The organism is Bosea sp. F3-2 (genome assembly GCF_008253865.1).
Lineage (GTDB): Bacteria > Pseudomonadota > Alphaproteobacteria > Rhizobiales > Beijerinckiaceae > Allobosea.
Window position 1 is genome coordinate 233,153 of sequence record NZ_CP042332.1, and the last position, 15,344, is coordinate 248,496.

Here is a 15,344-nt window from a genome sequence, read left to right on the forward strand (position 1 = left end):
GCGGCTCGCGGTGCTTGTTGCCGTGCGATCACTTGCGGGCGATCTGGCGGTTCCACTCGTCGACGACTCGCGAGCGCAGGCCGTTGATCTCGGCCCAGTCGAACAATTGCAGGTTTTTGACCGAGCCGGTCTCGCCCCAGGGCAGCTTGCGGGCGGTCTCGGGCTTGACCGTGACGTTCTTCACGGACGGGCCGAGATAGAGCTTCTCGGCGAGACAGCCGGAGGCTTCCGGCGTCAGCGCCTGGTTGATGAACTTGGCGGCCGCCTCCTTCTTCGGCGTGCCCTTGACTAGGTGCAGGCGGGCATCGGTCGCCCAAGCGCCTTCCTTCGGCACGACGAAGCCGATCGGCAGCCCCTTGTCGGCAAGATCCCAGGCGCCGACGTTGAAATGCGCGCCGATGATCGCTTCGCCACTCTGATAGGCATTGGTGGCGGCGCCCGAGGAATCGAAGAACAAGGCGGCCTTGAGTTCCTTGATCTTCTTGAAGGTCGGAGAAAGATCGCCGTCCGGGTGGCCCCAGATCTTCGACAGGAACATCACGAAGGGCACGCCCGAGGAATTCGCCGGCGAAGGGATGGTGACGGCGTCCTCGAACTCCGGCTTCCAGAGATCGTTCCAGGAGGTCGGCACGGCCTTGACCTTCTGGGTATTGTAGGTGAGCCCGAGCGAATAATAGCCGGTGCCGAGCGCATAAGTGGTCGCGCCGCTCTTGTAGATCGCTTCCGGCAAGGTGTTGGCGAGATTGGGGATCGCCGCCGGGTCGAGATTGTCGGTTACCTCCGCCGCGAGAGCAAGCTCGCTGATGCCGCCATCCATCCAGGCGACGTCGATGGTGGGAGCCGCCTTCTGCTGCTGCAGCTTCGCCAAAGTGACGGTCGAGGTGCCGATCTCGGCGTTGACGGCGATGCCGGTCGCCTTGGTGAAGGGCTCGGCGACGCAAGCTTTGAAGGCATCGCCCCAATTGCCGCCATACCAGGCGACGGTGATCGACGAAGGCTGCTGCGCCAGGGCCGGGGCGGTGAGCAGGGTGGTGGCGAGCATGGCCGCGGCCAGCCGGATGGGTCGGGTCATCGTCGTTCTCCTCTGCCGAGCGTCTTTGCGCTTCTGTAGGGATATGTTGGCGCGCAGGCCGCAAAAGGCACTAGAATGCGCCGGCCCAAAATTTGAATAATCACGACATGAGCACCGTGCAGCTCCAGCCAGCCAGCGATCGGCCACTGCCCGCGACAACGCCAGTCTCGCGGCTGCGGATCGGCTTCCTGCTGCTCGACCAGTTCACGCTCGCCGCCTTCTCCGGGCTGATCGACGTGCTGCGTCTGGCGGCTGACCATGGCGGGCGCAGCCGCCAGCTCCATGCCAGCTGGACGGTGATGAGCCTCGACGGCGAGCCGCGGCGTTCGAGCTGCGGCGTCTCGGTCACCCCGAATGCAGGCCTGCTCGACCCCGCCGGCTTCGACTACATCGCCGTCTGCGGCGGCAACGACTACCTCAACGACGCTCTCCCCGAGAGCCTGCTCGGCTATCTGCGCCGGGCGGCTGCCTCCAGCGTGCGACTACTTGGCATCTGCACCGGCACCTTCGCCATCGCCCGTGCTGGCCTCGCCGGCCCGCGCCGGGTCTGCGTGCACTGGAACGTGCTCGACGCCTTCAAGGAGCGCTTCCCCAAGGTCTCGGCCGGGGTCGAGCGGCTCTTCATCGACGAGGGCGACCTGATCACCTGCGCCGGCTCGACCGCCGCGATCGATCTCGGCCTCTATCTCGTCGCGCGCCATTGCGGCCGGGACAAGGCCCAGCAGGCGATGCGGCACATGATGCTGCAGGACATGCGCCCGGCCGAGATGCCGCAGGCGCATTTCTATGCCGAGCTGGCGCCCAATCTCGACGTTCGGGTGCAGCAGGCCGCGCAATTCATCGAGCAGCGGCTCGACAATCCCCCGCCCATCGCCGCGGTGGCGCGCTATGTCGGCGTCAGCCCGCGCCAGCTCGAACGTCTGTTCGGCGCGTCATTGGGCCAGAGCCCGGCCGCCTTTCAGCGCAAGCTCCGGCTCGACTATGCGAAATGGCTGATCCTCAACAGCAAGCGCTCGCTCACGGACATCGCCATGGGTGCCGGCTTTGCCGACAGCGCCCATCTCTCGCGCGACTTCAAAGCCGCGTTCGGTGAACCACCGCGGTCTCTACGCCGGGCCGCTCCGGCACGCAGGGACGGCTGACAGCGATCGCTATCGCAGAGCGCGCCGGCCGCGAGGTCGATGCCGGCCACTCCAGTTGCGATAATGGCGCATCGCGGCCGTGCCTGACCTGTGAGGTGATCAGGCATCAAGTTGTTGGCCCAATTTTGCCGGATGTCCCGGACTCTGCCCGTCGTGAAGTCAGCGCCGCTTTGCCGCGATGACTTCGATCTCCACGAGCCAGCCCGGCCAGACGAGGCTGGTGACCTGAGCACGTGTGCGCACCGGAATATTCGGGTTCTCGGACGTGCCGAAGAATTCGAGATACGCCTTCGAGAAAGCCTGGAAGTCGGCCTTGCCGCCCTTAGCGGGATCGCCAACGAGGAAAGCCTGCATCTTGACGATGTCACTCATTGCGAACCCGCGTTTGGCGAGCGTTGCCGCGATGTCCTTGAGGATTCCTCGCGTCTGCGTCTCGGTGTCGCCATAGGCGGCGACGGTGTCATCTGGAACCGTCGCGTCGACGACCGGCGGAGTCACTCCGCTCAGCATCAGAAGGTCGGTCCCGGAGGGAACCAGCAGCGATTCCAGGAACTGGTTCTTGTACGGCGATGCGTCATCCAAGCGGAAACGTTCGATGTCGGCACTCATGGCAGCCTGTGTTCCCGTCAACAGCCATACGATGGCGAAAGCCTTGAAGCCCGGCATGGTTGTCCCCCTCGTCTCGATGCCTGAAGCAGCATCGAAGCGGGGCCGGTTCACAAACGAAAAAATAGCCGTCTATCTATGAGGCCGGCTCATGCGTGACCCCGGGCAGCGCATCCCGAGCCCGAAACGCCTCGGCGAGCGCCCAGGAGCGGAATTGCTGAACGTGGCGCTCGTCCAGACGCGTCTCGTGGATCAGCAGATAGTACTCGCCCGCACTGTCGAGACCACCCGCAACGGGCATCACGAGCTCACGCATCCCGTCCTGATGTGCCAGCACGATGTCGGGAACGAGCGCGATGCCGCGGCCCTGCCGTGCCGCATCCAGCGACATGAAAAAGTGCCCGAACTGCAGCGTCTGCTCGATCTCGACCGCGGCGCGCACGCCATGGGCCTTGAGCCAGTCCGGCCAGGCATGGCGGCGCGTCGAAGTATGGATCAGCGGCCAGCGCGCCAGATCGGCCGGAGTGATGCCAGTTTCGCCGATCAGGTCCGGTGAGCAGACCGGCACGAGCCGATCCGGAAAGAGTTCGTCGGCATGGACCCCGTCCCAGCGCGTCAGCATCGATAATTCGATGCGCGGCTGGTTGCGCTCATAGTGCCGGCCGGGCAGCCGGCCGACACGGATCGCGACATCCGCATCGTGCGCGAGCAGATCGGCGGGCTCGATCGAGGAAACGACCCGCAGCTCGATCTCCGGGTGCTGGCTGGTGAAGTGATGGAGCCGTGGCATCAGCCAGACCGAGGCGACCGTCGGCAGCACGGACACTGTCAGCGTCGCCCGGTCGCGGCGGCGGGTGAAGCGGCCAGCGGCGCGCTCGAGCTCGTCGAGCATGCTCTCGACGCTGTGGAAGAACTGCTCACCCTCGGCGGTGAGCTCGATCCTGCGGGTGAAGCGGTGGAAAAGCTCCTGCCCGAGATGGAGTTCCAGCTCCTTGACCTGACGGCTGACCGCACCCTGCGTCAGGTTCAGCTCCTCGGCCGCCTTGGTGAAGGACAGGTGGCGCGCCGCAGCGTCGAAGCCGCGCAACGCATTCAATGGCGGCAGACGCCTCTTTCGCATGCAGCACCTCTCGTATGCATGAGAATAGATCATGCATGAGCGCCGAACAATTCGTTTGTGACGACCGGGTGGCGGCTCCATCGTCACGGCAACATCGGTGCAGCCGAAGAGCGCATCAGGTGGTGAACGGGGAACTGCCGATGACGATCGAGCCAGCGATCGCGCTAGCCATGCGCGACATCACCAAGCGCTACGGTGCGACCTGTGCATTGCGCAGTGCCGATCTCGCCTTGCGCGCCGGCCGTGTCCATGCGCTCCTCGGGGAGAACGGCGCCGGCAAGTCGACCCTGGTGAAGATCATCGTCGGCGCGGTGAAGCCCGACAGTGGCAGCGTCGCCCTTGCCGGCAAGCCAGTCGCCTTCCGCTCGGTCGCCGAGGCGATCGCCGCGGGAATCGTGCCGATCTATCAGCATCTCAGCCTGTTTCCCGAGCTCTCCGTCCTCGACAATCTCTCGGCGTTCCAGCTCGCCGCCGGCCGGGCCGGTCTCAGCCGCAACGCGCTGGCGGGGCGCGACGAGGCCAGGGCCTGGCTCGCCCGGGTCGGGCTCGACCTCGATCTCGACCGTCCGGTTTTATCGCTCTCGCTCGGCGAGCGCCAATTGCTCGAGATCGCCCGCGGTGTCGGCCGCAACTGCCGCATCCTCGTTCTCGACGAGCCCACGGCGGCACTGAACGGCGCCGAGGCCGAGCGGCTCTTCGTCGTGGTGCGCGATCTCTGCGCCGGCGGCGCGGCCGTGCTTTTCATCTCGCACAAATTCGACGAGATCGAACACCTCGCCGACGAGGTCACCGTGCTGCGTGATGGCGCCACCGTGATTGATGCCGCTCCGATCGGCCGGCATGACCGCGCCACGCTGGTCAAGGCGATGCTCGGCACCCAGGTCGAACATGAGCAGCGCTCCGGCAGCGCTCGGGCCGAGCCGGTCCTGATTGCGGCAGGCGTGCGCATGGCGACTGGCCATAGCCTCGATCTTTCCGTGCGAGCCGGCGAGATCGTCGGCCTCGCCGGGTTGGTCGGCTCCGGTGCACTCGCCATCGCCGCCACCATGGCCGGAGCTACGTCCGGTGCCGGCGAGATCGCGGTCGGCGAGCAGCGCTTCGCGCTCGGCGACCGGCGCGAGGCCGTCCGCCTCGGTGTCGCCTATGTCCCGGCCGATCGCCATGCCGAAGGGCTGTTTCCGCCCGTCAGCGCGATCGGCAATGCCTCCGCCAGCGCGCTCTCGCGCTTCTCCGCCCGTGGCCTCCTCGGCAAGACGCGCGAACGCAATGCGATCGAGCCGCTGCTGCGCCGTTTGCATCTGCATCCGGCCCGGCCGGATGCGGAGGCCGCGAGCTTCAGCGGCGGCAATCAGCAGAAGCTTCTGATCGCGCGTTGCCTTGCTCTGCCGAACCTGCGGGCGCTGGTCCTGCTCGAGCCGACGCGGGGCGTCGATGTCGCCGCCCGCGCCATGATCCATCGCGCCATCATCGAGATGGCTCGCAGCGGCGTCGCCGTCCTGATCGCATCGAGCGATCTCGACGAGCTGACGGCGCTCTGCGACCGCTATCTCGTGGTCCGCGACGGGATGATCGCGGAGGAACTGCCGGGTAGCGCCTCGATCGAGGCGATCATGGCCGCGCTCGCCGGAAGGGCCGCGGCATGAGCAGCTTTCCTCTCGGCGATCGAGGCCCCTCCAGCATGGCCGCCATCCTGCGTCCGCCCGCCATCCTCGTCGTGACGGCGCTGCTGTTTGCGCTGGCGGCCCTGACGGTGCCGCGCTTCGGCACGCTCGGTAATGTCGAGAACGTTCTGCGCATCGCCGCGATCCTCGGCATCGTCGCCTGCGGTCAGGCCATCGTCGTCATTCTCGCCGGCATAGAGTTCTCCTTCGGCGCCTCGGCGGCGCTGGCGAGTGTCGTCATCGCCATGGCCCTGCCGACGGCCGGAGTCGTCGGCGCCTTCCTCCTCGGCGGCCTGCTGATCGTGGGCGTCGGCATGCTCAATGGCCTGCTCGTCGCCCGCTTCGCTGTGCCGCCGGTGATCGCGACATTGGGCATGCTGATGATCGCCTCCGGTCTCGCCGCCTGGCTTGCCGGTGGCCTGCCGATCGATGCGCCGCCCTCCAATGCCTTCTCCTTCCCGGCGCGCGGCCGCGTCTTCGGCATCCCCGTGCCGATCCTCTGCGCCGCCGCCGCTTTCGCCGCGCTGCATGTGCTGCTTGCGAAAACCCGGCTTGGGCGCGGCTGGTATCTGGTTGGCGCCAATGCGACGGCGGCCAGGCTCGCCGGGCTTTCCGTGCCCCGCCTCGTCTTCGCCGGCTATGCCGTGGCAGGCCTGTTCTGCGCGCTCGGCGCCGTCATCCTGACCAGCCGCGTCGCCTCGGGCCAGCCCATGCTCGCGCCGAACCTGCCCTTCGAGACCATCGCCGCCTGTGCCGTTGGCGGGCTGCCGCTCGGCGGCGGGCGCGGCAATGTCCTGCAGGTCGCCTGCGGCGTGCTGATCGTCGCCATGCTCAACAACATCGTGGTGCTGCTGAACCTGCCGACTGCCTACCAGTTGATCCTACTCGGCACGCTCGTCGTCGCTGCGGTGCTGCTCCAGCGCGACTGGGCCTTCCTCGGCCAAGCCGCCCGCGTGCTGACTGCCGGGAGGCGCGGATGACCCCCGCTATCGCACCTCGTCTCCTGGTCGCACCTGCCGGCATCCTCGCCGCCGGCTTCGTCTTCGCCACGATCGCACCCGGCTTCCTCTCGCTCGGCAATGCCGCCAGCGTCGCCGGACAGGCCTGGGTCCTGATCCTGCTCGCGACCGGACAGATGTTCGCCCTCGCCGCCCGCGGCTTCGACATCTCGGTCGGAGCGATCGCGGCGTTCGCCGGAACGCTCGCCGCCATGGCCGCCAACAGCTTCGGGCTGGCGGGCCTGCTGGTCGCCCCCGTCGTCGGCTTCGCTTGCGGCACCTTGAACGGCTGGCTGGTCGGCCGTCTCGCCCTGCAGCCGATCGTCGCGACGCTGGGCTCGCTGGTCGCGCTGAAGGGCCTTGCCCTGCTGGTCAGCGATGACGGCCAGGCCGTGCCGCTGGTCGAGGCCGGTCACGCCACCAGTCTCGCCTTTGATCCCATTCTTGGCCTGCCGCCGCTGGCCTGGCTCGCCCTCGGCTGCGTTCTCGGCGCCCAGTTCCTCCTGAGCCACGCCACGCTCGGCAAGCGCATCCTGATGCTCGGCGCCAATTCCGAAGCCGTCGCCCTGGTCGGCGCCGATGCCGGCGCGCTGCAGATCCGCGCCTACCAACTCTGCGGCCTTTTCGCCGGACTCGCCGGAGCGCTGATGACGGCGCGGGCCGGCGCCGGCCTGCCGACCGAAGGCGCCGGCATGGAATTGCAAGCGATCGCCGCCGCGATCATCGGCGGGACCGCCCTGTCGGGTGGCGTCGCCAACGCCATCGCGGTCGCTGCCGGCGCCTTCTTCGTCCAGGTCGTGCTGACCGGGCTCAACCTCACCGGGGTCTCACCCTTCCTGGCGCAGGTCACCGTCGGCCTCGTCATCCTCGGCTCCGGCCTGATGGACACGGCCCTCCGCTCGCTTCTTTCCCGCAACCGCCAGCCCAAGGACATATCGCCATGACATCCCTGTCCCGCCGTAGCCTCCTGCTCGCCTCGATCGCTGCCGCCGCGCTGGCGCAACCGGCCCTCGCCCAGGAGAAGACGATTGGCATCGCCGTGCCGAACCTTGCCTCCTCCTTCTGGATCTCCGCCGTCTACGGCATGGAGAGCGAAGCGAAGGCCGGCGGCGCCAAGGTGCTGAAGCTCAATGCCGGCGGCGACGCCAATGCCTCGCAGCAGATCGCCCAGGTGCAGGACCTGATCCAGCGCAAGGTCGCGGCGATCGTGATCGGCGCGACCAATGGCGACGCGGTCAAGCCGATCGTCGAGCGCGCGATCGAGGCCGGCATCCCGGTCGTCGGCATCTCCTCGCCGCCGAACACGCCGAAGCTCGCCTCTCTGGTCAGCGCCGACCATGCCGACATGGGCAAGCTCCAGGCCGAATGCCTCGCCAAGGCGGTCGGCGGCAAGGGCACGATCGCGATGATGGCGGGGCCCGCCGGCCAGGCCTGGTCGGACCTGCGCGCCCAGGGCTTCCGCGAGGCGCTGGCCAAGGCGGCGCCCGACGTCAAGATCGTCGCGGAATCGCGCCTTGCCGACAACCGTAATGCCGCGCTCGGCACCGCCGAGGACTGGACGCAGCGTTTCCCCGACCTCGCCGGCATCTATGCCGCGACCGACGACATGGCGGCCGGCGTCGTCTCCGCCTTCAAATCAGCGAGCAAGCCGGTGAAGGTCTCGGCCTCGAATTTCAGCCCGACCGCCCAGCAGATGCTGAAGGACGGCGACATCGCCTGCACCTCGATCCAGCAGGTCGTCGCCCAGGGCAAGGCCGCGATGGCGCAGGCGCTGAAGGCCGCGGCCAAGCAGCCGGTCGAGGCGCGGGTCGTGCTGCCCGCGCTGCTGGTGACGCGTGAGAACGTCGCGACCGTTGATCTCTCCTCGGTCGTCGCGCCGGCCGATTATCGCCCCTGACGGATACCGGTCATGCTGCCTACCCCTGGACGTTTCCCCTACTCGCCCATCGTCGACCGGCCTGACTTCACTTGGCCGGGCGGCAAGCGGCTCGCGGTCTATGTCGCGCTCTGCGTCGAGCACTTCTCCTATGGCTCGGGGCTCGGCCTGCCTTATTCGCCGGGGCTCCAGCACCCCAACACCTATAACTGGGCCTGGCGCGAATACGGCAACCGCGTCGGTGGCTGGCGGCTGATCGAGCTCTTCGACGAGTATCGCCTGCCGCTCTCGGTGTTGCTCAACACCGCCTGCTACGAGCACTGCCCGGAACTGGTCGCAGCCCATCGCCGTCGCGGCGACGAGATCGTCGCCCATGGCCGGACCAATTCCGAGCACCAGAACGGCATGGACGTCGATGCCGAGCGCCGGCTGATCGCCGAGGCGACACAAGCGATCGCGAGGCACGAGGGCGCTGCGCCCGGCGGTTGGATGAGCCCCGGCGCCCATCCCAGCGCCAACACCGAGGATCTGCTCGCTGAGGCCGGCTACGGCTACACCATGGACTGGCCGATGGACGACCAGCCGGTCTGGCTGAAGACCAACAGCGGCCCGTTGCTGGCGATGCCCTATCCGCACGAGGTCAACGACGTACCGATGGTCGTGCTGCATGACGGCACGGCGCAGGCCTTCGCCGACATGGCGATCGACAATCTCGACGAGATGCTCGGCCAGTCCGAGCAGCAGGCGTTGGTCTACGGCATGACGATCCACACCTTCATCGTCGGCCAGCCTTTCCGCATCCGGCAGTTCCGCCGGGTGCTCGACCATCTCAACAAGCATCAGGACCGCATCTGGTTCACCACGGCCGGCGCCTGCGCGCGCCATTACGCCAGCCTGTTCCCGGCACCGTCTGCCGGCTGATCGCAAGGAAACGCCCATGACTTCCCCTACCGCACCCGGCGCGCATCCGCGCCGGCGGGTCGCCATCGCCGGTCTCGGCGCCGTCGGCCTCAAGATCGCCAGCGTGCTCGACCAGGGCGTGCCCGGCTGCGAGCTTACCGCCGTCTCCGCCAACGATCGCGACAAGGCGCGCGAGCGGCTCTCGCATCTCTCCCGGCCGATCCCGGTCGTCGCGATCGACGAGCTCGAGGGCCTCGCCGACATCGTCGTTGAATGCGCACCGGCCGCTTTGCTGCCGGCCATCGCCGAGCCCTTCCTGCGCGCCGGCAAGACGGTGATCGTGCTGAGTTCCGGCGCCATCCTCTCGCATGAGGGCCTCGTCGAGATCGCCCGCACCCATGGCGGCCAGATCGTCGTGCCGACCGGCGCCCTGCTCGGCCTCGACGCCGTCACCGCCGCGGCGGAGGGCGTGATCCGCTCGGTCCGGATGATCACCCGCAAGCCGGTGCGCGGCCTCGTCGGCGCGCCCTATCTCGTCGAGAACAATATCGTCCTGGACGATGTCAGGGAGCCGACACGGGTGTTCAGCGGCACGCCGCGCGAGGCTGCGATCGGTTTCCCGGCCAATCTCAACGTCGCCGTCGCGCTCTCGCTCGCCGGCATCGGGCCGGACCGGACGACGCTGGAGATCTGGGCCGACCCGGCGCTGACCCGCAACACCCACACCATCGAGGTCGACGCCGACTCCGCCAGCTTCTCGATGACGATCGAGAACGTGCCGAGCGACAACCCCAAGACTGGTCGCATCACCGCGCTGTCGGTGATCTCCTACCTGCGCAAGCTCGACGCTCCCCTGCGCATCGGCTCGTAAGCCAGGACTCACAAGGAACCCATCATGGATCTGGGAATTGCTGGACGCACGGCGCTCGTACTGGGCGCCGGCGGCGGGCTCGGCCGCGCCATCGCCAGGACGCTCGCAAAAGAAGGCGCCAAGGTCGCACTCGCCGATATCGACGAGACTGCGCTCGCCGCCACGGCGGCGGATATCGCCGCCCTCGGCGTGCCGCATCTGGCGCGACGCTGGAACATCGGCCGCCTCGACGAGGCCGACGGGCATCTTACCGCGATCGGCGAGGCGCTCGGGCCGGTCGACATCCTCGTCAACAACACCGGCGGCCCGCCGCCGAGCCTCGCCGCCGGTGTACCGCCCGAAACCTGGACGGCACAGTTCCAGGCGATGGTACTCTCCGTCATCGCGCTCACCGACAAGGTGTTGCCGGGCATGCGCGAGCGCGGCTTCGGGCGGATCGTCACCTCGACTTCCTCAGGCGTGATCGCGCCGATCCCGAGCCTCGCCATCTCGAACGCCTTGCGCCTGTCGCTGGTCGGATGGTCAAAGACCTTGGCGCGCGAGGTCGCCGCGTCCGGCATCACCTGCAACATCATCCTGCCGGGGCGGATCGCCACCGACCGCATCCTCTTTCTCGACGAGCAGAAGGCCAAGCGCGAAGGCCGCCAGCTCGCCGACATCGTCGCCGAGAGCACGGGCTCGATCCCGCTCGGCCGCTACGGCACGCCCGAGGAATACGCCGACGTCGTCGCCTTCCTCGCCAGCGCCCGCGCCGCCTACATCACCGGCTCGGTCGTCCGGGTCGATGGCGGCTACCTCCAGAGCATCTGAAAGGATTTGAGGTCATGACCGAACTGCCCCAGCGCGACGCCACCTGGCGCGAGGACATCTGCCGCCGCTTCCTCGCGGTCGACACCTCGAATGTCGCCGACGTGCTCGATACGCTTGGCCTGCCCGACCAGGGGCTGGCGCCGCAATTCGCGCCTTACCCAGCGACGACCGGCCGGCTCGCCGGCTTCGCCTACACGATCCGCGGCCAGATGACGCCGTTTCCGCTTGGCGGCGACGCCGAGAAGATGAAGGCCTGCCAGGGCGTCTCGCCCGGTGAGGTCACGGTCTGGAGCGGCGACGGCGAAGGCATCTGCTATTTCGGCGAGCTGATCGCGATCGGCATGAAGGAGAAGGGCTGCGTCGGCGCGCTCGTCGATGGCGGCATCCGCGACATCCGCTGGATCGGCGAGCAGGCCTTCCCGGTCTATGCGCGCTATCGCACGCCGGTGCAGTCAATCGGTCGCTGGAAGGTCAATGCCAGCCAGGTGCCCGTGCTGATGCGCGGCGCGACCAGCCGCTATGTCGAGATCAAGCCCGGCGACTTCATCCTTGCCGACGAGGACGGCGCCATCGTCATCCCGGCCGAGCGGATCGAGGAGGTGCTGGTAGAGGCCGAGCGGCTGACCGCCGTCGAGGTCAATATCCGGCAGGAGCTCTCGCGCGGGCTCTCGCTCGCCGACGCCCTGGCGAAGTACGGCCACGTCTGAGGTTCGGACAAGCAGCGCCCGGACGCTGGTCCGGGCGCTTCACCTCGCTGTTCAAAAGGGGAAAATAAGCAATCTGTCTCACAGTCGTAACCGCGAACACACAGCGGCAATCCTGACTCAATAACAACGGCACTTTCTGCTCGTCTGCTGCCTCCTGACATCGATGTCGACTTCGAACATGAGCGGCGGGAGGAGGTCAGCCGCGAGGGCAGGGAGGATGTCGTCTATCCAAAACCGGAGCTCGCAGCGGTGCTTGGAAAGATCCTGGGCGTGCCGCTCTTCCAGGAGCAGGCGATGCGGGTCGGCCATCGAATGCGCCGGTTTCACGCCTGGCGAAGCTGATCAGCTCCGGCGCGCGATGGCGACTTTCAAGCACACCGGCGGCGTCTCGAAATTCAGCGAGAATCTGATCAATGGCATGGTCGCGAATAGCTATGAGCACGGGTTTGCTGAGCGCACGTTCCGGCAACTCGAGGGCTTCGGGAGCTATGGCTTCCCAGAGAGCCACGCTGCATCGTTCGCGCTGATCGCCTACGCCTTGTCGTGGATGAAATGTTGGCACCCGGACATTTTCTGCTGCGCGCTACTCAACGCTCAGCCGATGGGCTTCTATGCCCCCGCTCAGATCGTCCGCGATGCGCAAGAGCATGGCGTTGAGGTCAGGCCGGTCTGCGTCAACGAAAGCCACTGGGATTGCACTCTGGAGCCACGCGATGCCGACGACGGGCGTCTGGCTGTTCGGCTGGGCCTGCGGCATGGTGAAGGGCCTTGGCAATGCCGAGGCGGCGCGCCTTATCTTGGCCCGGGCCAGGCAGCCCTATGCCTCGGTGGATGATCTCTGGCGCCGGGCCGGAATCCCTTCAGCCGCCTTGGTCGAGCTCGCTCGCCGATGCGTACCGGCCGTCGCTCGGCATCGCGCGGCGGGATGCGCTCTGGGCCATCAAGGCCCTGCGTGATGAGCCACTCCCGCTCTTCACGGCGGCAGCAAGGGACGAGCTGATCCCGATCGCGGAGCAGTCAGAACCAACTGTCGCCCTCAGGCCAATGACCGCTGCGCCAGCTACACTTGGCACGCCGTCGAGACCAGCCGCAGGGTCGCCTTCGCCAATTTCAGCGACCGCCTGCGCGCCGACTACAATGCCGTCACGGCGCAGATCTTCGGCGAACTGGGCTACCGCATCGACCTCGGCCGCGCCGCGTTCGAGCCCTTCGGTGGCCTGGCCTATGTCAACCTGCACACCGACGTTAAAGATATAGACACAAAGCACTACCTCACGCGAAACACATACTGGTTCCATTGGGGGCACAGAGCGCAATGAAGGCTGAAGACAATTTTATCGCCGCCTCGAAGAGCTTGTCGATACGAGTGACGGCTTCGAAGGCGATCGGTGAGATCGGCGCGGCGTTACGCCCGCGCCGGCGACTCGTGGCGATATCGGCAAGCTCGAAGAACTTCCGGCGAGCATGGGCCCAGCACAGGGCTTCGACGACCGGCCCAGACTGGCGATCGGGCGCGAGCAGCCGGTTATAGCCGGCATAGGCGTCGGCCTGCAGGACGCCGGTGAAACCGCGCAGGTGCTCATCGGGGTGATCGCCCGAGCGGTCTCGCGAGGCCTGGACCAGCACGGCCGGCGGATCGGCGCCGCCGAATGGCCGGTCGTCACGGACATAGACCCAGGCCCTGCCGGTGTCGGTCTTGCCCTTCGCCAGGATCGGCACCGGCGTGTCGTCGCCATGAAGCCGTTCGGCCGCCATGACATGCTGCTCGATCAGGCTATGGAGCGGCCGCAAGGCCGCAGCGCAGGCGCCGACATGGTCGGCCAGCGTCGAGAGCGGCAGATCGATGCCTTCGCGGGCATAGCGCTCGCTCTGCCGGTTCAGCGGCTGGTGCTGGCCCTACTTCTCGAACAGCACCATCGCCAGCAGGTTCGGTCCGGCATGACCACGTGGGATGACATGGAATGGCGCCGGCGGCTGGGCGATCGTCTCACACTCGCGGCAGGAGAAGCGCTCGCGCACCGTCTGGATCACCTTCCACTGGCGCGGGATCACCTCCAGCGTCTCGGTGATGTCCTCGCCGAGCTTCACCAACTTCAGCGAGCCGCAGCACGAGCAGCTCTCCGGTGCGACGACGACAACGCGTTCGCGCGGCAAGTGGTCCGGGAACGGCTGGCGCGCGGGGCGCTTGCGCTGGAACGCCACAACGCTTGTCGCCCGCGCTGCAATCTCCGCCGCCAGTGCGTCTTCGGTCGCGTCGGCTTCGAGATCCTCGAGCTGCATCTCCAACTGGTCGAGGAGCCGGGCCTTGCGCTCCGAGCGCGTGCCGTAGAGCTCGCGCCTGAGCTTCTCGATCTCCAGCTTCAGCCGCCCGATCAGCGCGTCCGTGCTGCTGTTTGCAGCACGCTCCCGGGCGGCAGCCGCTTCGGCCTCCAGACGTGCCGCGCGCTCCGCCAGGATCATCGCATGGGCGGCGGCGAGGTCGCTCGGCAGGGCATCGGAGGCGTTCGTCACAGGGCGATGGAATCACTCCATCGCCCGCGAGCCAAGCGCAAATGTTCATCCCGTCGCGCTGGGGCGCCAGCTCCGCTGCGGCATCCGCCAATCGATGCCTTCGAGCAGATAGCCGAGCTGGGCCGGCGTGATCGTCACGATGCCATCCGCCGGCGACGGCCACAGGAACCGGCCACGCTCCAGCCTCTTCGAGAACAGGCACGCACCCTGACCGTCGTGCCAGATCACCTTGAGCAGGTCGCCGCGCCGGCCGCGGAAGACGAAGAGGTGGCCGCCATGCGGATCGCGACGCAGCACCTCACGGCACGCTTCTCGTCCCAGTTCCAATGCCTACGCCGTACATACGTCTCGTCGCCCACTACCGTTCTCCAGCGCCGCTGCTGGCATCGATGCCAAATCAGCGTGATGGCAGGCTGGACAGGCTCTCACCTTCGAACAAGGCGGCCCTCGGCGGAGGGATACTCTGCGCCGACACCTTCTCAGCCCGCATGATCCGCCAACACAACGATGCCAACATGCTGTCGATTGGCGCGCGCGTGGTGGGCGAAGGGCTGGCGCTCGATATCGTGGATGCGTTCCTGACTGGCCTGCTGCCGGTTCTGTGGACAGTCAGTTAAGCTAATCCCACCTTCTTTTCGAACTCGACCGGGCTGAGGTAGCCGATGGTCGAGTGCCTGCGAACGACGTTGTAGAACCGCTCGACGTAATCGAACACGTCGGCACGAGCGTCGTCGCGTGTCCGGTAGACCCTGCCTATGATCCGCTGGGTTTTGAGCGAGGAGAAGAAGCTCTCCATCGCGGCATTGTCCCAGACATTCCCCGAGCGGCTCATCGAGCAGATGACGCCGTTGTCGGCCATGAGCTTCTGGAACTGCTCGCTGGCATACTGGCTGCCCTGGTCCGAATGGTGCAGCAGGGCATCCGGCTTTCCCCGTCGCCAGATCGCCATCATCAACGCGTCGGTCACGAGTTGAGCGGTCATCTCGGCCTTCATCGACCAGCCCACCACCCGGCGGGAGAAGAGCTCGATGAGCATCGCTCTGAAGGCCGTTAGAGCCTCGCGGACGATG

12 protein-coding genes and 6 pseudogenes are annotated in these 15,344 nt (G+C 67.2%); 12 read left to right on the forward strand and 6 right to left on the reverse strand.

Going from position 1 to position 15,344, the window contains the following annotated elements; genetic code table 11:
- Positions 1-28: 28 nt before the first annotated feature.
- A complete protein-coding gene (locus FQV39_RS30800; protein ID WP_149134285.1) occupies positions 29-1,072 on the reverse strand; it encodes an ABC transporter substrate-binding protein in 1,044 nt (347 codons plus the stop codon).
- Positions 1,073-1,179: 107 nt separating this feature from the next.
- Here FQV39_RS30800 and FQV39_RS30805 point away from each other — a divergent pair, with 107 nt between their 5' ends.
- Positions 1,180-2,214 carry a GlxA family transcriptional regulator gene (locus FQV39_RS30805; protein WP_149134286.1) on the forward strand — a complete coding sequence of 345 codons (1,035 nt, stop codon included), beginning with the start codon at positions 1,180-1,182 and terminating at the stop codon, positions 2,212-2,214.
- Between the two features lie 159 nt (positions 2,215-2,373).
- Here FQV39_RS30805 and FQV39_RS30810 read toward each other — a convergent pair whose 3' ends face one another.
- Positions 2,374-2,880 carry a RidA family protein gene (locus FQV39_RS30810; RefSeq protein WP_248313513.1) on the reverse strand — a complete coding sequence of 169 codons (507 nt, stop codon included), beginning with the start codon at positions 2,878-2,880 and terminating at the stop codon, positions 2,374-2,376.
- Positions 2,881-2,956: 76 nt separating this feature from the next.
- Positions 2,957-3,940 carry a LysR substrate-binding domain-containing protein gene (locus FQV39_RS30815; protein ID WP_187640355.1) on the reverse strand — a complete coding sequence of 328 codons (984 nt, stop codon included), beginning with the start codon at positions 3,938-3,940 and terminating at the stop codon, positions 2,957-2,959.
- Between the two features lie 140 nt (positions 3,941-4,080).
- Between FQV39_RS30815 and FQV39_RS30820 the strand changes: the two genes are divergently transcribed.
- The 10 genes and pseudogenes from FQV39_RS30820 to FQV39_RS30865 all read left to right on the forward strand — a co-directional run.
- Complete coding sequence (locus tag FQV39_RS30820) at positions 4,081-5,583, forward strand: sugar ABC transporter ATP-binding protein (protein ID WP_187640356.1); 1,503 nt, start codon at positions 4,081-4,083, stop codon at positions 5,581-5,583.
- Complete coding sequence (locus FQV39_RS30825) at positions 5,580-6,581, forward strand: ABC transporter permease (RefSeq protein ID WP_149134289.1); 1,002 nt, start codon at positions 5,580-5,582, stop codon at positions 6,579-6,581. Before FQV39_RS30820 ends, FQV39_RS30825 begins: the two co-directional genes overlap by 4 nt.
- A complete protein-coding gene (locus tag FQV39_RS30830) occupies positions 6,578-7,543 on the forward strand; it encodes an ABC transporter permease (protein WP_149134290.1) in 966 nt (321 codons plus the stop codon). Before FQV39_RS30825 ends, FQV39_RS30830 begins: the two co-directional genes overlap by 4 nt.
- Positions 7,540-8,496, forward strand: coding sequence for a substrate-binding domain-containing protein (locus tag FQV39_RS30835; protein ID WP_248313514.1), 957 nt, complete (start codon positions 7,540-7,542; stop codon positions 8,494-8,496). The genes FQV39_RS30830 and FQV39_RS30835 overlap by 4 nt, the downstream gene beginning before the upstream one ends.
- Positions 8,497-8,508: 12 nt before the next feature.
- Positions 8,509-9,396 carry a polysaccharide deacetylase family protein gene (locus FQV39_RS30840; RefSeq protein ID WP_149134291.1) on the forward strand — a complete coding sequence of 296 codons (888 nt, stop codon included), beginning with the start codon at positions 8,509-8,511 and terminating at the stop codon, positions 9,394-9,396.
- 16 nt (positions 9,397-9,412) lie between these two features.
- Positions 9,413-10,246, forward strand: coding sequence for an aspartate dehydrogenase (locus tag FQV39_RS30845; protein ID WP_149134292.1), 834 nt, complete (start codon positions 9,413-9,415; stop codon positions 10,244-10,246).
- A gap of 24 nt (positions 10,247-10,270) precedes the next feature.
- A complete protein-coding gene (locus FQV39_RS30850; RefSeq protein WP_149134293.1) occupies positions 10,271-11,056 on the forward strand; it encodes an SDR family oxidoreductase in 786 nt (261 codons plus the stop codon).
- 14 nt (positions 11,057-11,070) lie between these two features.
- Complete coding sequence (locus FQV39_RS30855) at positions 11,071-11,763, forward strand: RraA family protein (protein ID WP_149134294.1); 693 nt, start codon at positions 11,071-11,073, stop codon at positions 11,761-11,763.
- 201 nt (positions 11,764-11,964) lie between these two features.
- Positions 11,965-12,813: pseudogene (locus FQV39_RS30860) on the forward strand (helix-hairpin-helix domain-containing protein); the annotation flags it as partial.
- 65 nt (positions 12,814-12,878) lie between these two features.
- A pseudogene (locus FQV39_RS30865) lies at positions 12,879-13,082 on the forward strand (autotransporter domain-containing protein); the annotation flags it as partial.
- A gap of 25 nt (positions 13,083-13,107) precedes the next feature.
- Here the strand turns inward: FQV39_RS30865 and tnpC are convergent.
- Positions 13,108-14,223, reverse strand: a pseudogene (tnpC, locus tag FQV39_RS30870) (IS66 family transposase); the annotation flags it as partial.
- A 96-nt stretch (positions 14,224-14,319) separates the two neighbouring features.
- Positions 14,320-14,574, reverse strand: a pseudogene (gene tnpB / locus FQV39_RS30875) (IS66 family insertion sequence element accessory protein TnpB); the annotation flags it as partial.
- A 161-nt stretch (positions 14,575-14,735) separates the two neighbouring features.
- On the opposite strand from tnpB, the pseudogene FQV39_RS30880 reads away from it, so the two are divergent.
- Positions 14,736-14,891, forward strand: a pseudogene (locus FQV39_RS30880) (RpiB/LacA/LacB family sugar-phosphate isomerase); the annotation flags it as partial.
- Here FQV39_RS30880 and FQV39_RS30885 read toward each other — a convergent pair.
- Positions 14,888-15,313 (reverse strand): annotated as a pseudogene (locus tag FQV39_RS30885) (IS3 family transposase); the annotation flags it as partial. The pseudogenes FQV39_RS30880 and FQV39_RS30885 overlap by 4 nt on opposite strands.
- Positions 15,314-15,344: the final 31 nt, after the last annotated feature.